Source organism: Nocardia sp. NPDC047648, from assembly GCF_040642815.1.
Taxonomy (GTDB): Bacteria; Actinomycetota; Actinomycetes; order Mycobacteriales; family Mycobacteriaceae; genus Nocardia; species Nocardia gamkensis.
The window spans coordinates 60,044-80,841 of record NZ_JBEYSX010000011.1 but is presented as its reverse complement, the minus strand read 5'-3'; the positions used below and the strand labels follow the sequence as shown (position 1 = coordinate 80,841).

Genomic DNA, 20,798 nt, shown 5'->3' with positions numbered 1-20,798 from the left:
GCCGCCGAGAGCCGTGGGAGCGTCCCGCCGACGGCACCCGTCGGCGGCCTCGCAGGGGAGCCTTACGATGGTGCGATTGTGACCCGCGTTACCGGCAAACCGGCGGGCGCGCTGCGCGTGCTCGCCGTGGACGACGAGAAACCCGCTCTGGACGAGCTGGTGTATCTGCTGCGCGCGCGGACCGAGATCGGCGACATCCACGCGGCAGGCGACGCCACCAGCGCACTGCGGGTGCTGCGCGCCCATCCGATCGACGCGGTGTTCCTGGACATCAACATGCCGGGACTGGACGGCATGGAGCTGGCGGGCATCCTCTCGGAGTTCGCCGCCGCGCCCGCCGTGGTCTTCGTGACCGCCCACGACGACCGGGCGATCGCGGCGTTCGACCTGGGCGCGGTGGACTATCTACTCAAGCCGCTGCGGGAGGACCGGCTCGCGGAGGCGGTGCGGCGGATCGCCGCAGCGCGCAGCGCGCCGCACCCGCCCGCCGCCGAAGCCCGCACCGACCCGAACGAGGTCATTCCCGTGGAACTGGGCGGAGTGACCACGCTGGTACCGCGATCGAGCGTGAGCTGGGTGGAAGCCGACGGTGACTACGCCCGGCTGCACACCAGCGCCGGATCGCATCTGGTGCGGATTCCGTTGTCGGCGCTGGAGACTCGCTGGCACGACGCGGGATTCCTCCGGGTGCACCGGTCGTACCTGGTGGCGCTGCGGCTGGTCACCGGACTGCGCAGCGTGGGTTCGGGGACCGTGGTGTGCCTGCGGGCCGAGGGCGACGCGCAAGCGGTCGAACTGCCGGTCAGCCGAAGACAGGTTCGTGAGCTGAAACAACGGCTGGTGCACCGGCCCCGGCAGCACTGGGGCAACCAGTGACCGGGCCGCAGCGTCCGGTCCGCAGGCGCGTCGTGCTCTCCGAGCGACGTGGCGCCCGGCGGGTGCGCACGCGGGTGGAGGTCGCCGAGCAAACCGAGTTCGGCGAAGCGCTCATCGGAGGCCTGATCCGCGCCCAACTCGGGCTCGCGCTACGCGTGGGCCTGGTGAGCATCGCGCTGCTGTGCGCGCTGCCGATACTGTTCCGGACCGGCTCGATCGGCTCCACGGCGGTGCTGGGCATCCGGTTGCCGTGGCTGCTGCTCGGCGGAGCCGTCTACCCGCTGCTGTTCCTGCTCGGCCGCACCTATGTGCGCTTGGCCGAACGCAACGAACAGGACTTCCTCGAACTGGCCGAGGACTGATGGTGCGCCCTCCACCATGAACAAGTCGATCACGTCCGCATCGCCCGCCGAACCGATGCGCCGACTACGGAGCGCTCCATGACCTCGGGTACGGCGCCTGCGCTCACCGTGGCCGCGCTGGTCCTCGCGGCACTGGCGACCGTCGCTATCGGCGCGTACGGCGTGCGGCTCGCGCGCACCACCTCCGACTTCCTCGTCGCGTCGCGCAGCGTGGGACCGCGCTGGAACGCCGCCGCGATCTCCGGTGAATACCTCTCGGCCGCCTCATTTCTCGGCGTGGCGGGGTTGATCGCGAAATACGGCGCGGACGCGCTGTGGTACCCGGTGGGCTTCACCGCCGGATACCTGGCGCTGCTGCTGTTCGTCGCCGCTCCGCTGCGCCGCTCCGGCGCGTACACGGTGCCCGACTTCGCCGAATTCCGGCTCGGCTCATTGCGTCTGCGCAGGCTCGCGGCCACCGTGGTGGTGCTCATCTGCGCGGTGTATCTCATTCCGCAGTTCCAAGGGGCCGGGCTGACCCTGCACATCCTGCTCGGCGTGCCGGACTGGGTGGGCGCGGTGGCGGTGGGCGCGATCGTGCTCGCCAACGTGGTCGGCGGCGGGATGCGCTCGATCACCCTGGTCCAGGCGTTCCAGTACTGGCTGAAGCTGACCGCGGTGGCCCTTCCCGCGCTGGTGCTGCTCGGGCACTTCCTCGCCGACGAGCGGGAACTGGGCGCGCCCGCCCCGCCGGTGGTGTCCGAGCGCACGACCGTCGACGTGACCACCGACGTGGTGGTGCGGGTCGGTGCGCCGCAGCAGGTTTCGATCACGGGAACACTCGACGACCGCGCGGTCGACGGTCCGGTACCGCTGGCGCCGGGCACCCACGAGCTGTCCGCGGGCACGCGGCTGGTGCTGGAAGCCGGGGCCGCCGTGCCGGTGGTCGCGGGCGCGCCCGCCGACGGCGCGGGCTGGCTGGCGCCGGGTGGCGGCTTGGGTGGACCGCATCCGGCCTACCAGGTCTATTCGCTGATCCTCGCGACCTTCCTCGGCACCATGGGACTGCCGCACGTGCTGGTGCGCTTCTACACCAACCCCGATGGGCGGGCCGCGCGCGCGACGGCGCTCGCGGTGATCGGCCTGGTCGGGCTGTTCTACCTGTTCCCCGTCCTGCTGGGCGTCTTCGCCCGGCTGTACGTGCCGCAACTGCTGATCACCGGGACCTCCGACGCCGCGGTGGTGCTGCTGCCCGGCTCGGTGGTCGCCGGACTACCGGGGCAGCTGCTCGCGGCGCTGGCCGCGGCGGGCGCGATCGCCGCGTTCCTGTCCACCTCGTCGGGACTGCTGGTGAGCATCGCGGGCGTGCTCAGCACCGACATGCTGCGCGGGCGAATCCGGGACTTCCGCGCGGCGGCGCTGGTCGCGGGCTCGGTTCCGCTGGCCCTGTCGCTGACCGTCGTGTCGCTGGACCTGTCGCGCACCGTCGGCCTGGCCTTCGCGGTGGCCGCCTCCACGCTGTGCCCGCTGCTGGTGCTGGGCATCTGGTGGCGCGGGCTGACCGCGGCGGGCGCGGCGGCCGGCCTGATCGCGGGCGGGCTCGCCGCGGGGACCGCGACCGCCGTCTCGGTCACCGGCGGATTCTCCGACGCGGTGGCGGGCGGCTGGCCTGCGGCGCTGCTCGGCTATCCGGCGGCGATCAGCGTGCCGTTGGCGTTCGCCACCATGGTGCTGGTCAGCTCGTTCACCCGCGGACTCGGCGCGAAGACGGTGAGCCGGATCTTCGTCCGGATGCACGCGCCGGAGCGCCTGGGCATGGGCGCCGACCGCGAGCGCAGCCTGCGCTCGGACTGACCGAGGCCACGAGCGGCCGACCGTTCATCGCGTCACATCGACCGCTCAGCGCAGATTCGGGCACCTTCACAGAGTGACCCACGCCACAGCCTACTGGTGAGTCGCGGGCCTGGCTTACCGTCCTCGAGAAGTAAGCCACGTCACTTGGTAGGACACTCATGACCAGTACCGAACTCGACGACACCGCCCCGCGGCGAGCGCCGAGCGCAGCAGAATTCGCCGAAGTGCAGGCGAGCCCCCAATTCCAGGAACTGCGAGCGCGCCTGCGCCGCTTCGTATTTCCGATGACCGCGTTGTTCCTGCTCTGGTACCTCGGTTACGTCCTGCTCGGCGCCTACGCCCACGACTTCATGAGCCGCCCGGTGTTCGGCGACGTCAACGTCGGATTGCTGCTCGGCCTCGGCCAATTCGTATCCACCTTCGCCATCACCGCGCTGTACGTCCGGTTCGCCAACCGAGAACTGGATCCGCGCGCGGCGACCATCCGCGGCTACCTCGAGGGAGACCGAGCGTGAACACTGTGCACACCTACGCCGCCGCCGCGACGGTCGGCAACCCGGTCGCCAATATCGCCATCTTCGGCGTCTTCGTCGTGTTCACGATGATCGTGGTGATCCGCGCCAGCCGCAACAACGCCACCGCCGCCGACTACTTCACCGGCGGGCGCGGCTTCTCCGGCCCGCAGAACGGCGTCGCCATCGCGGGCGACTACCTGTCGGCCGCGAGCTTCCTCGGCATCGCCGGCGCCATCGCGGTCTACGGCTACGACGGATTCCTCTATTCCATCGGATTCCTGGTCGCTTGGCTGGTCGCGCTGCTGCTGGTTGCCGAAATGCTCCGCAACACAGGCAAATTCACCATGGCCGACGTGCTGAGCTTCCGGCTGAAGGAAGGCCCGGTGCGCACCGCCGCCGCGCTGTCCACGCTCACCGTGTCGCTGTTCTACCTGCTCGCGCAGATGGCGGGCGCGGGCGGCCTGGTCGCACTGCTGCTGGACATCTCCGACAAGACCGGGCAGTCCATCGTGATCGCCGTGGTCGGCGTGCTGATGATCGTCTACGTGCTGGTCGGCGGGATGAAGGGCACCACGTGGGTGCAGATCATCAAGGCGGTGCTGCTGATCGTGGGCGCGGCGCTGATGACCGTCATGGTGTTCGCGAAGTTCGGTTTCGACTTCTCCGACATCCTGGGCTCCGCGCAGGAAGCGGTCTCCGGCTCGGCGAACAAGGCCGTCGCCGCGCGCGACGTGCTCGCTCCCGGCGCGCAGTACGGCGGCAGCGAGACCTCGAAGCTCAACTTCCTCTCCCTCGGCCTGGCATTGGTGCTCGGCACCGCGGGCCTGCCGCATGTGCTGATGCGCTTCTACACCGTGCCCACCGCCAAAGAGGCACGGCGCTCGGTGGTCTGGGCGATCGGCCTGATCGGCGCGTTCTACCTGTTCACCCTGGTGCTCGGCTACGGCGCGGCGGCGATCGTCGGCCCGGACCGGATCCTCGCGGCCGCGGGCGGGCAGAATTCGGCGGCGCCGCTGCTGGCCTTCGAACTCGGCGGCGTGGTGCTGCTCGGCGTGATCTCCGCGGTCGCCTTCGCCACCATCCTCGCGGTGGTCGCGGGCCTGACCATCACGGCGTCGGCCTCGTTCGCCCACGACATCTACGCCAACGTCATCAAGCGCGGAAAAGCCGGTGAGCGCGAACAGGTCCGGGTGTCCCGCATCACCGCGGTGGTGATCGGCGTGCTGGCCATCGCCCTGGGCATCCTGGCCAACGGGCAGAACGTCGCCTTCCTGGTGGCGCTGGCGTTCGCGGTGGCGGCCTCGGCGAATCTGCCGACCATCCTGTTCTCGCTGTTCTGGCGGCGGTTCAACACCACCGGTGCGCTGTTCAGCATGTACGGCGGCCTGATCTCGACGATCGTGCTGATCGTATTCTCCCCCGCGGTCTCCGGCAGCAAGACCGCCATGCTCCCCGGATCCGATTTCGACTGGTTCCCGCTGTCCAACCCGGGCATCGTCTCCATCCCGTTGGCGTTCGCGCTCGGCGTCATCGGCACCTTGGTCGGCGGCAGGTCCGAGGATCCGGCCAAGGCTGCGGAGATGGAGGTCCGCTCGCTCACCGGCGTCGGCGCGGAGAAGGCGGTGGTGCACTGATCACTTCCCGGCCTTCTTCGTCCCCCTTGCTCTTTCGTTAGGAGATCTCGCGTGACCAGCGCAACCACCGATGACCGCGACCCCACCACCGCCTACCCGCCGAGCGCGGAGTTCGCCGCTGAGGCGAACGCCGACGCGGGGTTCTACCAGCGGGCGGCGGCCGATCGGGAAGCTTTCTGGGCCGAGCAGGCCGGGCGGTTGCACTGGCACCAACCCTTCACCCAAGTGCTGGACTGGACCGACGCGCCGGTAGCGAAATGGTTCGTCGGCGGAAAACTCAACGTCGCCTACAACTGCGTGGACCGCCACGTCCTCGACGGCCACGGCGACCAGATCGCCATCCACTGGGAAGGCGAACCCGGCGACACCCGCACCCTCACCTACCAGCAACTGCTCCACGAGGTATCCCGCGCCGCCAACACCCTCACCGACCTCGGACTCACCCCAGGCGACCGCGTCGCGATCTACATGCCCATGGTCCCCGAAGCCATCATCGCCATGCTCGCCTGCGCCCGCCTCGGACTCACCCACTCGGTCGTCTTCGCCGGATTCTCCCCCACCGCCCTGCGCCAACGCGTCGACGACGCCGCCGCCCGCCTGATCATCACTACCGACGGACAATGGCGCCGCGGCACACCCGCCCCCCTCAAAGCCGCCGTCGACGAAGCACTCGGCAACGACCCCACCACCGTCGAACACGTCCTGGTCGTACGCCGCACCGGCATCGAGGTCCCCTGGACCGAAGGCCGCGACCTGTGGTGGCACGACACCGTCACCACCGCCTCCCCCCACCACCACGCCCAACCCTTCGACGCCGAACACCCCCTGTTCATCCTCTACACCTCCGGCACCACCGGAAAACCCAAAGGCATCCTGCACACCACCGGTGGCTACCTCACCCAAACCGCCTACACCCACCACACCGTCTTCGACCACAAACCCGGACAAGACATCTACTGGTGCACCGCCGACATCGGCTGGGTCACCGGCCACAGCTACATCGTCTACGGCCCGCTGGCCAACCGCACCACTCAAATCGTCTACGAAGGCACACCCAACTCCCCCACCGAACACCGCCACTTCGAAATCATCGAAAAATACGGCGTCACCATCTACTACACGGCGCCCACGCTGGTGCGCACGTTCATGAAGTGGGGCAGGCAGATTCCGGATGCCCATGATCTGTCGTCGTTGCGGTTGCTCGGCTCGGTGGGTGAACCCATCAACCCCGAAGCGTGGCGTTGGTACCGCGAGGTCATCGGCGCAAATCGCACCCCCATCGTCGACACCTGGTGGCAGACCGAGACCGGCGCCATCATGATCTCCCCGCTGCCCGGCGTCACCGCCGCCAAACCCGGCGCGGCCATGACTCCGCTGCCGGGAATCTCGGCGCGCGTGGTGGACGAGGACGGCGGCGAACTCGCCTCCGACAGCACGGGATTGCTGGTACTGGATCAGCCGTGGCCGTCGATGCTGCGCGGCATCTGGGGCGACCCCCAACGCTTCCGCGAAACCTACTGGCAACGCTTCGCCGAACAAGGCTGGTACTTCGCCGGCGACGGCGCCAAACTCGACACCGACGGCGACCTGTGGATCCTCGGCCGCGTCGACGACGTCATGAACGTCTCCGGCCACCGAATCTCCACCGCCGAAGTCGAATCCGCCCTCGTCGCACACCACACCATCGCCGAAGCCGCCGTCGTCGGCGCCACCGACCCCACCACCGGCCAAGGCATCGTCGCCTTCGTCATCCTCACCGCCGAAGCCCAACCCACCCCCACCCTCGTCGACGACCTCAAAACCGAAGTCGCCCGCGAGATCAGCCCCATCGCCAAACCCCGCGAAATCCACATCGTCCCCGAACTCCCCAAAACCCGCAGCGGCAAAATCATGCGCCGCCTCCTGCGCGACATCGCCGAAGGACGCCAACTCGGCGACACCTCCACCCTCGTCGACCCGAAGGTGTTCGAATCGATCGCCCGCGGGTAACCCACAGAGCGGCGGACCCGGCCATAAAGCAGATGAGGGGGTCCGGGTCCGCCGCTCGCCCTCCTGGTCCGCCGTCTCCCGGCGACACGCCGGGCGGCGACCTCTGAGCACACCGGATTGAACCGCAGCGCCGCCCTATTCCGTTGACGAGGCGAAAGCGGCACCGGCGCGACGCCGTGCCGCGCCTTCGGAACGGAACCCGACATGACACTCGACGAACAATTCCGCACCCGGCGCAGTGTGGTCGCCGCCGGGGCGGGCATCGCCGCCGCGGCGGCTATCACCGCCTGCGCCTCCTCCGGCAAGAGCGAACCCCCACCCGCGCCCGGCGACCGGCCCGCCGATGCGGACCGGCAGGCGAACACGCTGGCCAAGACGGCCGACATCCCTGTCGGCGGCGGCGTGATCGCCGGTGACACCGTGGTGACCCAGCCTAGCGCGGGCACCTTCGTCGGGCTGTCGGCGGTGTGCACGCACGCGGGATGCAAGGTCGCGGCGGTGTCCGGCGGCACCGTCAACTGCGCCTGTCACGGCAGCAAGTTCGCGTTGGACGGCTCGGTGGTCAACGGCCCGGCCACCAAACCTCTCGCACCGCGCGCCGTCCGGGTCTCGGGTGATTCGGTGGTCGCCGGGTGAGCCGGTCGGCCGGGTTCAGGAACCGCCGAACATCTCCGCCATCCGACGGTCCATCTCGTCGGGCGGCACGTCCTCCACATGGGTGGCCACCGTCCACCGGTGCCCCCACGGGTCTTCGAAGGCGCCGCTGCGATCCCCGTAGAACTGACTGGTCATCGGCGTGAGTTCGGTGGCGCCCGCGGCCAGCGCCGCGGCGAAGGCGGCGTCGGCGTCCTCGACGTACACGTACAGGTTCACGGGGGTGCCGCCGACCGTCTTCGGGTCGAGGAAGTCCATATCCGGCGCCGGATCGCCGAGCATGACGACGGAATCGCCGAACATCAGCTCGCAATGGGCGATCTTGCCGTCCGGACCGGGCATCCGCATACGTTCGGTGGCGCCGAAAATGTTCTTGTAGAAATCGATCGCCGCCGCCGCGCCGTCGATGGCCAGCCCGGGCGAGACCACCGGATAACCATCGGGAACGGGTTTGACATCAGACATGGAGAACCTCCGGTCGAGGCGTTGTGTCGGACCATGTCGAGCCTATTCCGGCGATCCGCGCAATTGGCCGAATCGTCGGAAATCAGGGACCCGCGGAGCCTTGCAGCCGACGCACCTGGGCCGCGGTGAGCGCGCTGAGCACGGCGGGGTCCACCGCCTCCGGCGCGGTCACCGCCACCTGGAGCAACGTGCTTCCCACCTGCACGATCGCGACCGACGAGCCGAGGGCGAGCCCCTCGCTGGTGGCGCGCACCTGGAAGGCGCCCGCCGCGTCGCCGACCGGTGGCTGGGCGAGCCCGCCGATCCGGTAGTCCACCGCGATATCGGTGGCGTCGTCGCCGGAATAGCGCGTGCACCGGCGCAGCGTCTCCTGCACGGCCGAAAACGCGGCCGGGAGCGAATCGACCGGATAACTCGCCGCGTCGATATCGATGCTGGAGAAATTCGGCCCGGCGTATTGCGTTGACGCCTGAGCCAGTGCGCCGGAGTATTGCGCGCCGAGCGGAGTGAGTACCTTCGCGCATTCCGCCGGATTCGTCGCCGAGGTACCGGTCGAGGCGGTCCCAGGGGCAGCGCGCGGCGGCAGCGCGGTGAAACCGGACGGCAGGTCGGCGTCGCCGAGGAGCCGGGCGCCCAGCCGTGCGGAATCGGTCTCGGGCGCGGCGGTCACCGGGACCGCGGCCACGGTGTGCCCCAGCGGGGGCAGCTCGTGCGCCTTCGGCTCGGCGGTCTCGGCGGACCCGCAGCCCACGACGAGCGCGACGGACGCCACCGCGAACGGCAGGGCGCGCCCACGGGTCATTCGGTCCACGACACCTGCGTATCGATCGTCTGGCGCAGCGTGCTGTCGCTGTGCGGATCGCGGTAGGCCTGGTGCCCGCCGACGGTGATGGATCCGGCCACCGGCAGCGGCAATCCGAGATCCACCGTGATGGTGCCCGCGCCCTCCATGACGTAGTCCCGGATGTCCAGCGTGCCCGCGTTGTTCGGCAGGTTCCACACCGGCGACTTGGGCTTCTGGGTGACGTGCAGTTCGATGGTGAGCCGGTCCCCGTCGCGTTTGCTCAGCGTCGCGGTGGTCACCTGGTCGAGCAGGACGCCGCTGCTCACTTCCTGGCGCACCGTCCACACCGCGCCCTCGCCGACGGGCTCGTCGGGGAACGCGATCGACCGGTACACAGCCTGGTAGAACGCCTGCTCGAGGGCGGCGCGCGCGGTGTTCGACGCGTCGGGGGCCGGCTCCAGCCGCAGCGCGGTGATCGTGCCCAGATCGCTGAGGTCGAAGCCCGCGTGCGAGCCACCGATCTTGGTGAGCGCTTTGGCCATCGTCGGGTCCGGTGAGGTGACCGTGCCGAGGGTCAGATCGATGCCGTCCGCGGTGGTCTGCGCGGTCATCGGAATGGTCAGCGCCGGGGTGGAGAAGTCGCGCTTGGGCTGTTCATCGATCTGCTGTTCGATGTGATGGGCGGTATAGAGCGTGACCCGCTGCACGGTGCCGGCCGGATACTCCGGCCGCAGCAGCGAACGCGGTTGCGCACCGGCCGATTCGACCGTGGCCACCGCGGCGGCGATCGGCACGGTCACTTCCTTGCCGATTCCCAGCGGCTCCGTTCCGTCGGCCTCACCGCTCGACTCCGCGCCGTCGCCGCAACCGACGCCGAAGGCCGAAAGCCCGACCGCGAGCACCATGAGCAACACGCCCGAGCGTGCGCTCCGGGCGGAGCCCGGGCTCCGATGAAGGCGGGGGGAAGACAACACCGTCACGAGCAACAGCGTACGACCGCTTCCTGAGTGTCAGCTGGGACATCCGAGTGTGCGCCGGTCGGCGCGCCACGCGCCGTCCGCCCGGCGCGGGGCGGGCAATCGGACGCGCGCACCGGGCCCGATCGGGCTCGAGAGATGATGGTCGGCGTGAGTGACGACGGGCCGCCCGAGGAAAACCCAGCAAACACCGCCGATCCGACGACCGAGCCTGCTCCACCGCAGCGTCTGCGGACGCTGCTCGTTCTCGCCGCGGTGGTGCTGGGCCTGGATCTGCTCACCAAGACCATCGCGGTCGCGAAACTGACGCCGGGCGACCCGGTGTCGATCGTCGGTGACGTCGCGCGCCTGAGCCTGGTGCGCAATCCGGGCGCGGCGTTCTCCATGGCCACCGGCATGACCTGGCTGCTCACCCTGGTCGCCGCCGCCGTCGTCGTCGGAGTGGTGCGCATCGGCCGCACCTTGCGCTCGCTGGGGTGGGCGATCGGTCTGGGCATGGTGCTCGGCGGGGCGCTCGGCAACCTGATGGACCGGCTGTTCCGCGCGCCTGGCCCGCTGCAGGGCCACGTGGTGGACTTCGTCGCGATCGGCTGGTGGCCGGTGTTCAACGTCGCGGACTCGGCCATCGTCTGCGGCGCGATCCTGCTGGTCGCGCTCACCGTGTTCGGCTTCGAACCCAACGGCACCCGGGTCGGCCACGGCAAGCCCGGCGACGCGAGCGAGGGCAGCGCAGCATGAGGGAGACCAGGACCATGCCCGTCCCCGACGGGCTCGACGGCATGCGCGTCGACGCGGGCCTGGCCCGCCTGCTCGGCCTGTCCCGCACCGCGGTGGCCGCGCTCGCCGAGGAGGGCTCGGTGCAGCTCGACGGCGTCGCCGCGGGCAAGTCCGACCGGCTCACCGCGGGCGCCTGGCTCGAGGTGATCTTCCCGGAGCCGAAGCGAGAATTGACCATCGAGGCCGAACCGGTGGAGGGGATGAAGATCCTCTACGCCGACGACGACATCGTCGCGGTGGACAAGCCGGTCGGCGTGGCCGCGCACACCGGTGTCGGCTGGAGCGGGCCGACCGTCGTGGGCGGGCTCGCCGCGGCCGGATACCGCATCTCCACCTCGGGCGCGCACGAACGGCAGGGCATCGTGCACCGCTTGGACGTCGGCACCTCCGGAGTAATGGTGGTCGCGCAGTCCGAGCACGCGTACACGATGCTCAAGCGCGCGTTCAAGCAGCGCACGGTCGACAAGCGCTACCACGCCGTGGTGCAGGGCCATCCGGACCCGAGCAGCGGCACGATCGACGCCCCGATCGGCCGGGCCCGCGGCAACGACTGGAAATTCGCCGTCACCGCCGACGGACGGCCCAGCGTCACCCACTACGACACCGTCGAGGCGTTCCATTCGGCCAGCCTGCTGGACATCCATCTGGAGACCGGCCGAACCCACCAGATCCGGGTGCACTTCTCCGCGATCCGCCACCCGTGCTGCGGCGATCTCACCTACGGCGCGGACCCGCGCCTGGCCGAGCGGCTCGGCCTGCAACGCCAGTGGCTGCACGCCCGATCGCTGGGCTTCCAGCATCCCGCCGACGGCCGCTACCTGGAGATCACCAGCGAGTACCCGGACGACCTGAAACACGCGCTGGACGTCCTGCGCGATGTCTGACCGCCGGCTGCCGCCGCGGCGCGGTATCTTCCTCGCCGCGGCGGTGGTCGCGCTGATGACGCTGATCTACGCGCTGGGCGCACTGCATCCGCCGTATCGCACCGCGCCGGCCACCGACCGGCTCGGCCCCGACCGGGGCGAGCAGGTCACGGATTACCTCGACCGGTCCCGTGCTTCGCTGGAGGCGGGCGGCGACGAACCGCGCTGGGCGCTGGTGTCGTTCACCGAACCGCTGGCCCCCGAGCAGATTCCGGCGCACAGCGGCGGATTGCGGATCTCCCAGGTGCTCTACCGGGTGCCGGTCCCGCGCGTGCAGACGCCCTTGGTAACCGTGCCCGTCCCGGAAGGTGCGGCCGCGGCGGTGGATTCGGCGCAGGACGCGGCCTGGCTGCTCCCCCGCCCCGCCGACGACCGTTCCGCCCGCGTGGTGGAGTACTCCGCCGCCCGACTCCGGGACGGCTGCGGCTGCGTCGTCGGACTCGTCGTCCGGGGGTCCCCGGCGCAGTTGCGGGACCTGGCCGGACGCAACGGCATCCGCGCGGTCCAGGCGCTTCCCGCCGACGCGGTGGCGGGCAGCTTCGCGGTGGTTGCGCTGCTGCCCGATTACCGCGATGTCGTCCTGCCCGGCCCCGACGACGGACCGGTTCCGCGACCGTGAGCGGCCGGGCGCTCAGTCCGGCAGGGTGACGACGCCGTCGAGGTAGCGGCGGCAGCGCCCGAACAGCAGCACCCGGTCGTCCGCCAGTTCGCAGCGCAGGCTTCCGCCGCGGCGGGAGAGCTGCCTGGCGTGCAGTTCGGTGCGGCCGAGCCGCTCGCTCCACAGCGGAACGAGCTGGGCGTGGGCGGATCCGGTCACCGGATCCTCCGGAACGCCCACGCCGGGGCCGAAGAAACGGGAGACGAAATCGACCGAGTCGCCGGGCGCGGTGACGATCGCGGCGCGCGGCAGGGCGGGGAACGCCGACAGCACCGGCGCGGCGTCGCGCACCTCCTGTTCGGTCGCGACGACGATCACCTCGTCGGCGCCGGAATACGCGGCCACCGGACGCACCCCGAGCGCCGCGACGAGCGCCGGATCGGGCCGCACCGGGAGGCTCGGCACCACCGGCAGGTCGAGGACGTACTCGTCGTCGTCGGTGCGGTCGACGTGCAGCCAGCCGCTGCGCGTGTAGAAACTCACCCGGTCCTCGCCGGGATGCAGGTCGGCAAGGATCTGCGCGGCGCTGGCCAGGGTGGCGTGCCCGCACAGCGCGACCTCCACCCTCGGGGTGAACCACCGCAGGTGGAAAGCGGGCCACTCACCCGGCGGCATGCCCGCCTCGGGAGGTAATTGCGATGTATAGAACGCGGTCTCGGCGAGATTGTTCTCCTCCGCCAGCTGTTGCAGCAACGCATCCGGGAGCCACGACGGGAGCGGCATCACCGCGGCCGGGTTGCCCGAGAACGGTGCGTCGGCGAACGCGTCGATCTGGTGCAGCAGTACCTCCATAGTCTCCAGAAGGTACTCCAACTCTGAATGGCCGCTTCGCACAAGGCTTCTCGTGGCGCGGCTAGTCAGGCGTCCAGTCTGTCAGGCGGCTCCGCCGGGTGAACTCGGCAGCAGTTGCCGCTTGTCGCCGAGCAGCACCGCGCTCACCCACCACGCGGCCTCGACCAGCACGATGCCCACCACGCCGCAGGCCACCGCCGCACCGGTGAGCGCGAGGTTGGAGGGGTCGAGTTTGAAGAACTCGCGGGTGAACGGAACGGTGAACAAGAAGACGTACGCCGCCACCGACGCCGCGATCAGGACGACCTTCCACCAGACGTACGGACGCGCCACGATGGCCAGCACCCACACCGCGATCATGATCAGGGTGATGAGGGCGGTGGTGCCCGCCTGGACCTTCTGCTCCTCACTCGCGTCCGGCCCGGCATACGCGATCAGGTAGGACACGAAGGTGGCCGCGCCGATCACCGCGCCCGACGGGATGGCCAGTCGCATGACTCGTCCGACGAAGCCCGTGCGGGCGCGCTCGTTGTTGGGCGCGAGCGAGAGGATGAACGCCGGGATGCCGATGGTGAACCAGGCCGCGATCGTGACGTGGCGCGGCAGGAACGGGTAGCCGATGGGCTCGTAGTCGAAGATCTGGGACCCGACACCGGCGATCCCGACCAAGAAGGCGAGCAGGACGGAATAGACGGTCTTGGTGAGGAACAGATTCGAGACGCGTTCGATGTTGCCGATCACCCGGCGTCCCTCCCCGACCACATAGGGCAAGGTGGCGAACTTGTTGTCCAGCAGGACGATCTGCGCGACCGCTCTGGTCGCGGGGCTGCCCGACCCCATGGCCACGCCGATATCCGAATCCTTCAACGCGAGAACGTCGTTGACGCCGTCACCGGTCATCGCCACGGTGTGCCCGCGCGACTGTAAGGCGGACACCATGGCCCGCTTCTGGTCCGGACGGACCCGGCCGAAGGTGGTGTTGCGGTCCAGCACGCCGGCCAGCCCGTCGCGATCCTCCGGCAGTTCCCGCGCATCGATCGGGTGATCGCCGCCGGGCAGGTCGAGCGAGGAGGCCACCGCGCCGACCGACACGGCGTTGTCGCCGGAGATGACCTTGATCGAGACATCCTGGCTCGCGAAGTACTCGAGTGTGTCGCGGGCGTCGGGCCGGACCTTCTGCTCCAGCACGACCAGGGCGGCGGGCCGCACGACGCCGGGAGCGTCCGCCGCGTCCACCGCGCGGTCGCCGCGGGCCAGCAACAGCACGCGCAGACCGGAGGCGCCCAGTTCCTCGGCCACCCGCGCGTCCGCGGAGTCCGGGTCCAGCAGCACGTCCGGCGCGCCGAGCAGCCAGTCGCCGTGCTCGCCGTAGGAGCAGCCGCTCCATTTCTTGGCCGAGGAGAACGGCGCGACGGCGGTGCGCTGCCAGCCGGGACCGTCCGGCAAGGCCTCGACGATGGCCTGGACGCTCGCGTTCGGGCGCGGATCGTCGGCGGCGAGCGCGGCCAGCGCGGCGCGTACCTCGGCGTCGTCGAAGGTGTCCAGGGTCTTCAGATCCGACAGCCGCATGCCGTTCTCGGTCAGCGTGCCGGTCTTGTCCGCGCACACCACGTCCACCCGGGCCAGGCCCTCGATCGCGGGCAACTCCTGGACCAGGCACTGGCGCCTGCCCAGCCGCACCACGCCGACCGCGAACGCTATCGAGGTCATCAGCACCAGCCCCTCGGGCACCATCGGCACCAGCGCGGCCACCATCCCGGTGAGCGCCGGACGCCAGGACTCCTTGCTCGAGACGAGCTGGTTGTAGATGCTCAGCAGGCCCGCCGGGATCAGCAGGTAGGTGATGAACTTCAGGATCTTGTCGATACCGCTGCGCAGCTCGGAGTGCACCAGGGTGAACTTGCTCGCCTCCTCCGCCAGCCGCGCCGCGTAGGCGTCCCGGCCGACCTTGGTGGCGCGGTACGCGCCGGACCCGGACACCACGTAGCTGCCCGACATCACCGTGGCGCCGACCGCCTTGTCGACCGGATCGGCCTCGCCGGTGAGCAACGACTCGTCCACCTCGAGCTGCGCGGACTCCTCGACCGTGCCGTCCACCACGATCTGGTCGCCGGGCCCGAGTTCGATCAGGTCGTCGAGCACCACGTCGTGCGGCGCGATCTCGACCGCCGTGCCGTCCCGGCGGACGGTCGGCTTGGCCTGGCTGACGATGGCCAGCTCGTCGAGCGTGCGCTTGGCGCGGATCTCCTGGATGATGCCGACCGCGCTGTTGGCGACGATCAGCAGGCCGAACATGCCGTCGATGATCGATCCGGTGGCCAGCACCAGGACGAAAAGGACCCCGAGGATCGCGTTGATCCGGGTGAAGACGTTCGCGCGCACGATATCGCGGACCGAGCGGCTCGCCCGATCGGGGACGTCGTTGGTCAGCCCGTCGCGGCGACGTTGCTCGACCTCGGCCGCGGTCAGTCCGGTGGCGCCCGAAGCCTGCACGGTAATCGACATGACCGCAAGGCTACGGGACAACTACGTTCGTCCTCGTGCGGCGAAGCAGGTCCATCCCCGGTGCAGCGTTCGGAGCGAGCGCGTACTTCTTGTGGGGACTTTTCCCCGCGTTCTTCGGATTGCTGGCGTTCGCCAGTCCGGGTGAGGTGGTGGCGCAGCGGATCGTCTGGACGCTGGTCGTCGTGCTCGGGGTGCTCGCCATGAGCGGCCGGATACGCGAGCTGCGCGGCATCGGCGGCCGCGTCTGGCGCCTGGCCGCCGTCGCGTCCGCCGCGATCGCGCTCAACTGGGGCGTGTACGTCTACGGCGTCACCTCGGGGCACGTCGTGGAATGCGCGCTCGGCTACTTCATCAACCCGCTGGTGACCGTCGCGTTCGGGGTGGTGATCTTCCGCGAACGGCTGACCGGCGCCCAGTGGGCCGCCCTGGCGCTCGGCGCGGGCGCGGTGGCCGTGCTCACCGTCGACTACGGCAGGCCGCCGGTCATCGCCCTGGCCCTGGCCTGTTCGTTCGCCACCTACGGCCTGGTGAAGAAGGTGATCCCGCTGGACGCGCTGCGCGGCATCGCCGCCGAGGGCATCGTCGCCGCGCCCTTCGCGCTGGCGTTCGCCGTCGCCCTGGCGATCACCGGGCACAGCGAATTCGCCTCCGGGCCCGCCCACACCGCGCTGATGGCGGCCACCGGACCGGTCACCCTGGTCCCGCTGCTGCTGTTCGCCGTCGCGGCTCAGCGCGTCGCGCTGTCCACCATGGGCCTGCTGCAATACCTGACCCCGGCGCTCCAAATGGCCTGGGGCGTCGCCGTCGCACACGAGCCGATGCCCGCCTCGCGATGGGCCGGTTTCGCGCTGATCTGGGCCGCGCTGGCGATCTTCACCACCGAAGCGCTGCTGCGAGCTCGGCGTGCGCGGCGCACATCGCGCGATCTCACAGGCGCAGCACCCCGTCCGTGACCCGAGGCAGCGACCGCCGGGCGCCGAGAAGCGCGTGTTCGTCGGAAACGGTCGCAAAAGTGTCGGATCCGACACTTCTCCGTGTTCGCTCCGCTTTGTAGCGTCGACACATGACCGCGCCCGACCCCCTTCGCTCACGCACCCGTATCTGGCGGACACCCGCCGGGACGGCACCCGACCTGCTCGGCATGACCGGCCGAGAGATCTTGCAGGGAGCGCTCGACGGGCGGATCCCGAACGCGCCGATCCTGAACGCACTCGGCTTCCGCCTGGTTCAGGTCGGTGACGGGATCGTGGTCTTCGAGGGCGAGCCGGGCGATCACCTGCTCGACCCCATCGGCGGGGCGCACGGCGGCTTTGTGACGGCGCTGCTCGAATCGGCCCTCGAATCGGCGGTGATGACGAGATTGCCGGGCGGATCGCGGTCCACCTCGGTTCAGATCGGCATCCACGTGCACCGGCACGTGCGCTCCGACACCCAGCCGCTGCGCTGCGAAGGCACCGCTATCCACGTCGGCCCCACCACCGCGAGCGCGGAGGCCCGCCTGATCGGAGCCGAGGACGGCGAACTGTACGCGCACGCCGCCGCGACCTGCGCGATCCTGCGGATGATCTAGCGACGGTGCCGCACCGGCCCGACGGGGCAGCTCGAACCGCCTGGCGCGCAGCACATTTCACGTAACGACGACGGGCCGGTCACGGGGACGAGTCCCGGCGACCGGCCCGGCCGGTGGTGCGAACTCAGCTGCAGGCCGCCGACTGCTGGCCGAGGTTGGTCAGCATGGTGCAGGCCCACGCCTTCTGGATCTTCCACTTGCCGTTGTCGGCGACGAACGGCACGTCGACGATGTTCTCTTGGCCGTTGAGGATGAACTTGGCCTTCGCGTTCACGCTGTCGCCGAACGAGGTGACGTCGGTGACCTCGATCTTCACATCGGCGCCCGCCGCGGCCTGGGACAGGCGATCCGGCAGCGTCGGATCGGCTTCGGCGCCCTGGACGTTGTCCAGCTTCTCGGAGGCGGGCACCGACGGGTCCAGCGCGCGGGAGAGGGCGGTGTTCAGCTCCGCGGGAGTCGGGACCGGCGGCAGGTTCGCGCTCGCGGTCGCCGACGCCTTGGCGCTGGTCGACGTCTTGGCGGCGGGCTTGCTGTCCTTGTCGTCGCCACCGCAGGCGGTCAGGCCAAGCGCGGCGACGATGGCCAGGCCGGCGATCGCGATGCGTCCAGTCTTACGAAGCTTCAACTGCTCGTCCTTTGCGTTCGAGAGGTCCGTGTCGTGTTCCACCTTGACAGCCGCCACCCGAACCGGCGGCGCTGCACGAGGTCCCAGGCTACCGGCACCGGGCGGCGCCGCCGAAGATCCACACGGACCGACGATGGTCGTCGGCAGCGAACGTACGCGCCCGGCCGGGCGATGTCGAGCCGCGGCCCCGGCCGTCAGAGCAGGCTGCGCAGCGGATCGGCCCGGGTGAGCGCGGCGTCGTCGGCGGCGAAGGTGCGCGCGGGACCCGGACCGGTGGAACGGGTTTCGAAGCGAACGGTCACCACGCCGAGCCCCGCGCCCTGCACCCAGCCGTGGCCGTGCTCGGGATGGGTCACGTCCATGCCGGGATGCCAGACGGCCACGGGCAAGGTGGGCGCGCTGATCCGCGGGGCATCGCCGAGCGCGGCGGAGTGCGCGGGCTCGGCTTCCGGCTGCGCCGTGACGATCTCGGCGGCCGTGCCGCGATCCAGTTCGGGAAACAGCGACTCCTGACGGATCGTCGACAGGCCGCCGTAGCCGACCCCGACGAGACGGATCGGGCCCAGTTCCCGCGGGTCGAGCGCCGACCGTTGCGCGGCGGCGGAGAGGGTGGCCAGGTCCTCGGTGGCATAGGGCAGGGTGAAGGAGCGGGTGACGATGCTCATATCGGACTTCTTCAGTTTGAGCACCACCGTGCGCGCCGCGCGCCCGTCGCCGGTGAGGCGCCGGTGCGCCGCCGCGGCCATGTCCTCGATGGCCGGGCGCAACTGCTCGAGGCTGACGATGTCGGTCTCGTAGGTGGTCTCGGCGCTGATCTGCTTGGCCTCGGTGCGTTCGGCGACCGGACGGTCATCGATGCCGCGCGCCAGCCGGTGCAGCGCGGCGCCCACACTGCCGCCGAGGATCGACATCGCCTCCGACTCCGGCAGGGCGGCGAAAGCGCCCACCGTCTCGATGCCCAGCGAACGCAATCTGCCCTCCGCCACCGGCCCGATGCCCCACAACTTGCGCACCGGCAGCCCCGCCAGCAGACGCGGCTGCTCGACCGGCGAGATCACGCGCACCCCATCGGGTTTGGCCAAGCCGGAGGCGATCTTGGCCAGCTGCTTACCGGTGCCCGCGCCCACCGAGGCGGTCAGCCCGGTTCGCTCGCGCACCACCGCGCGCAACTCCTCGCAGAACGCGTGCACCCGCGCGACCGTCGCGCCCGCCAGCTCGGCGGGCTCGCCGAACGCCTCGTCGTACGACAGCGTCTCCAGCACCGGGATCCGGCTGCGCAGCGCGTCGAAGACCTGCCCGCTGACCACCCCGTAGACCGCCCCGCGCGGCGGCACCACCACCGCGGTGACACCGACCAGCCTGCGCGCCTGATGCATCGGCATCGCCGACCGGGCGCCGAAGACCCGCGCCTCGTAACTGGCTCCGGCGACGACCCCGCGGCCACCGGTTCCGCCGACCAGCACCGGCCTGCCGCGCAACGTCGGCCGGGTCAGCTGTTCGACCGAGGCGAAGAACGCGTCCATATCTATATGCAGAACCCAGCGGCGGGCGACGCTGTCCGCGTCGGCGAACGCCGGAAGTGGCCGCGGGCTCACCGAGCCGTCCCCGCGCGCCGTCCCGATCCCGGTCGACGGCGCGGCCGCGCGCTCGACGCTCGGTTTCTCGGTACGCACGGGTGCAATGTACGCCCGTCCACCGACAGCTCGGGGCGGCGGTGACGCTGTCGGGTGGCTGTGCGCTAGCTACCGGTTACCTGCCGGTATCGCGGCTCGCCTCCCCTCGCCTCCGGATCGCCCTCCCTCCCGCCACACCGGCCTTGATCTGCCCTTTTCCGCGCCGGCCCCGGTACTCGACAGTCCTGAAATAACGGCCGACGTGCCGCGGGGAGGGAACTCGGCGCCCGGTCCGATATGTGATGATCGGACGCATGAATATCCGCAAGGCCGTCATCCCGGCCGCAGGTATCGGCTCCCGTCTGCTTCCGCTGACCAAGGCCATCCCCAAGGAGATGCTGCCGGTCGGCGACAAGCCGGTGATCGAGCACACCGTCCGCGAGCTGGTCGCTTCGGGCATCACCGACATCACCATCGTGGTCAGCGGCGGGAAATCGTTGATCCAGGACCACTTCCGCCCCAACCCGGCGCTGGTGGCCCAGCTGCGCGCGGACGGCAAGACCGCCTTCGCCGACGCGGTCGAGGAGGTCGGCGAACTGTCCCGGCTCGGCCACATCACCTACCTCGACCAGCACGGGCCGTACGGCAACGGCACCCCGGTGCTCAACGCCGCCCGCAATCTCGGCGACGAGCCGATGCTGGTGCTGTGGCCGGACGACGTGTTCGTCGCCGAGGTGCCGCGCGCCCAGCAGCTCATCGACGCCTACGAGGCCACCGGGGCGCCCGTCCTGGCGTTGATGCCGATGGATCCCGCCGAATCGCAGCGCTACGGCGTCCCGGTGGTCGCCGACGACCAGGGCAATGGGCTGCTGCGCATCACCGGACTACGGGAGAAGCCGAAGCCGAAGGACGCGCCGTCGTCGTTCGCCGCGATCGGCGGCTACGTCGTCACCCCCGGCATCATCGACGAACTGCGCAGGCAGACCGAAGCGTGGTACGAGCACCGCACCGGCGAGGTGTACCTCACCGACGCGATCAACGTGCACGCGGCGAACAATCCGGTCTTCGGCCAGGTGATCCGCGGCCGGTGGTACGACACCGGCAACCCGGCCGACTACCTGGTGGCGCAATTCGCCTCGGCGCTGGCGCACCCGCAATACGGACCGTCGCTGCGCGACCTCGCCGAGGGCCTCGACGGCTGACCTCCCGGCCTCGACCACGGCGAGCGACAAGCCGACACGGCCCC

Annotated in this window: 20 protein-coding genes; 13 read left to right on the top strand and 7 right to left on the bottom strand. The window is 70.3% G+C overall.

Going from position 1 to position 20,798, the window contains the following annotated elements; genetic code table 11:
• The first annotated feature begins 78 nt into the window (after positions 1 to 78).
• The 7 genes from ABZ803_RS22750 to ABZ803_RS22720 all read left to right on the top strand — a co-directional run bounded on the left by ABZ803_RS22750 (position 79) and on the right by ABZ803_RS22720 (position 7,845).
• The gene (locus ABZ803_RS22750) at positions 79 to 876 is read left to right on the top strand and encodes a LytTR family DNA-binding domain-containing protein (RefSeq protein WP_357041505.1); all 798 of its coding nucleotides are present in this window, start codon (positions 79 to 81) and stop codon (positions 874 to 876) included.
• Positions 873 to 1,238 carry a hypothetical protein gene (locus ABZ803_RS22745; protein ID WP_357041502.1) on the top strand — a complete coding sequence of 122 codons (366 nt, stop codon included), beginning with the start codon at positions 873 to 875 and terminating at the stop codon, positions 1,236 to 1,238. Before ABZ803_RS22750 ends, ABZ803_RS22745 begins: the two co-directional genes overlap by 4 nt.
• 78 nt (positions 1,239 to 1,316) lie before the next feature.
• The gene (locus ABZ803_RS22740) at positions 1,317 to 3,071 is read left to right on the top strand and encodes a cation acetate symporter (RefSeq protein WP_357041500.1); all 1,755 of its coding nucleotides are present in this window, start codon (positions 1,317 to 1,319) and stop codon (positions 3,069 to 3,071) included.
• Positions 3,072 to 3,229: 158 nt separating this feature from the next.
• Positions 3,230 to 3,586 carry a DUF485 domain-containing protein gene (locus ABZ803_RS22735; RefSeq protein WP_357041497.1) on the top strand — a complete coding sequence of 119 codons (357 nt, stop codon included), beginning with the start codon at positions 3,230 to 3,232 and terminating at the stop codon, positions 3,584 to 3,586.
• Positions 3,583 to 5,220, top strand: coding sequence for a cation acetate symporter (locus ABZ803_RS22730; protein WP_357041494.1), 1,638 nt, complete (start codon positions 3,583 to 3,585; stop codon positions 5,218 to 5,220). The genes ABZ803_RS22735 and ABZ803_RS22730 overlap by 4 nt, the downstream gene beginning before the upstream one ends.
• A 51-nt stretch (positions 5,221 to 5,271) precedes the next feature.
• Positions 5,272 to 7,209 (top strand): acetate--CoA ligase, encoded by a 1,938-nt coding sequence (gene acs / locus ABZ803_RS22725; RefSeq protein WP_357041491.1) that lies wholly within the window; start codon positions 5,272 to 5,274, stop codon positions 7,207 to 7,209.
• A 204-nt stretch (positions 7,210 to 7,413) separates the two neighbouring features.
• The gene (locus ABZ803_RS22720) at positions 7,414 to 7,845 is read left to right on the top strand and encodes a Rieske (2Fe-2S) protein (protein WP_357041488.1); all 432 of its coding nucleotides are present in this window, start codon (positions 7,414 to 7,416) and stop codon (positions 7,843 to 7,845) included.
• A 15-nt stretch (positions 7,846 to 7,860) separates the two neighbouring features.
• On the opposite strand, the gene ABZ803_RS22715 is transcribed toward ABZ803_RS22720, so the two are convergent.
• The 3 genes from ABZ803_RS22715 to ABZ803_RS22705 all read right to left on the bottom strand — a co-directional run bounded on the left by ABZ803_RS22715 (position 7,861) and on the right by ABZ803_RS22705 (position 10,017).
• Positions 7,861 to 8,328, bottom strand: coding sequence for a VOC family protein (locus tag ABZ803_RS22715; protein WP_062977404.1), 468 nt, complete (start codon positions 8,326 to 8,328; stop codon positions 7,861 to 7,863).
• Positions 8,329 to 8,410: 82 nt separating this feature from the next.
• On the bottom strand, positions 8,411 to 9,130 hold the full coding sequence (locus tag ABZ803_RS22710) for a hypothetical protein (RefSeq protein ID WP_357041484.1): 720 nt from the start codon (positions 9,128 to 9,130) through the stop codon (positions 8,411 to 8,413).
• Positions 9,127 to 10,017 (bottom strand): hypothetical protein, encoded by an 891-nt coding sequence (locus tag ABZ803_RS22705; protein ID WP_357042002.1) that lies wholly within the window; start codon positions 10,015 to 10,017, stop codon positions 9,127 to 9,129. The genes ABZ803_RS22710 and ABZ803_RS22705 overlap by 4 nt, the downstream gene beginning before the upstream one ends.
• Before the next feature lie 213 nt (positions 10,018 to 10,230).
• On the opposite strand from ABZ803_RS22705, the gene lspA reads away from it, so the two are divergent.
• From lspA to ABZ803_RS22690, 3 genes are read left to right on the top strand one after another with little or no spacing between them, the layout of a single operon-like run.
• Complete coding sequence (lspA, locus tag ABZ803_RS22700; protein WP_245660147.1) at positions 10,231 to 10,827, top strand: signal peptidase II; 597 nt, start codon at positions 10,231 to 10,233, stop codon at positions 10,825 to 10,827.
• Entirely contained in the window at positions 10,824 to 11,750 is a 927-nt protein-coding gene (locus tag ABZ803_RS22695; protein WP_040865953.1) for an RluA family pseudouridine synthase, read from the top strand. Before lspA ends, ABZ803_RS22695 begins: the two co-directional genes overlap by 4 nt.
• Positions 11,743 to 12,408 carry a hypothetical protein gene (locus ABZ803_RS22690; RefSeq protein WP_357041480.1) on the top strand — a complete coding sequence of 222 codons (666 nt, stop codon included), beginning with the start codon at positions 11,743 to 11,745 and terminating at the stop codon, positions 12,406 to 12,408. The genes ABZ803_RS22695 and ABZ803_RS22690 overlap by 8 nt, the downstream gene beginning before the upstream one ends.
• 12 nt (positions 12,409 to 12,420) lie before the next feature.
• Here the strand turns inward: ABZ803_RS22690 and ABZ803_RS22685 are convergent, their stop codons facing one another.
• Both ABZ803_RS22685 and ABZ803_RS22680 read right to left on the bottom strand, forming a co-directional pair.
• Entirely contained in the window at positions 12,421 to 13,239 is an 819-nt protein-coding gene (locus tag ABZ803_RS22685) for a PhzF family phenazine biosynthesis protein (RefSeq protein ID WP_357041477.1), read from the bottom strand.
• An 81-nt stretch (positions 13,240 to 13,320) separates the two neighbouring features.
• On the bottom strand, positions 13,321 to 15,744 hold the full coding sequence (locus ABZ803_RS22680; RefSeq protein WP_357041474.1) for an HAD-IC family P-type ATPase: 2,424 nt from the start codon (positions 15,742 to 15,744) through the stop codon (positions 13,321 to 13,323).
• Between the two features lie 35 nt (positions 15,745 to 15,779).
• On the opposite strand from ABZ803_RS22680, the gene rarD reads away from it, so the two are divergent.
• Together rarD and ABZ803_RS22670 are read left to right on the top strand one after the other, a co-directional pair.
• Complete coding sequence (gene rarD / locus ABZ803_RS22675; RefSeq protein WP_357041471.1) at positions 15,780 to 16,697, top strand: EamA family transporter RarD; 918 nt, start codon at positions 15,780 to 15,782, stop codon at positions 16,695 to 16,697.
• Positions 16,698 to 16,807: 110 nt separating this feature from the next.
• Complete coding sequence (locus tag ABZ803_RS22670; RefSeq protein ID WP_357041468.1) at positions 16,808 to 17,314, top strand: PaaI family thioesterase; 507 nt, start codon at positions 16,808 to 16,810, stop codon at positions 17,312 to 17,314.
• Between the two features lie 124 nt (positions 17,315 to 17,438).
• On the opposite strand, the gene ABZ803_RS22665 is transcribed toward ABZ803_RS22670, so the two are convergent.
• Complete coding sequence (locus tag ABZ803_RS22665; protein ID WP_040865962.1) at positions 17,439 to 17,939, bottom strand: hypothetical protein; 501 nt, start codon at positions 17,937 to 17,939, stop codon at positions 17,439 to 17,441.
• A gap of 194 nt (positions 17,940 to 18,133) precedes the next feature.
• On the bottom strand, positions 18,134 to 19,534 hold the full coding sequence (locus tag ABZ803_RS22660; RefSeq protein ID WP_357041999.1) for a DNA polymerase IV: 1,401 nt from the start codon (positions 19,532 to 19,534) through the stop codon (positions 18,134 to 18,136).
• A gap of 332 nt (positions 19,535 to 19,866) precedes the next feature.
• Between ABZ803_RS22660 and ABZ803_RS22655 the strand changes: the two genes are divergently transcribed.
• On the top strand, positions 19,867 to 20,754 hold the full coding sequence (locus ABZ803_RS22655) for a UTP--glucose-1-phosphate uridylyltransferase (protein ID WP_357041465.1): 888 nt from the start codon (positions 19,867 to 19,869) through the stop codon (positions 20,752 to 20,754).
• Positions 20,755 to 20,798: the final 44 nt, after the last annotated feature.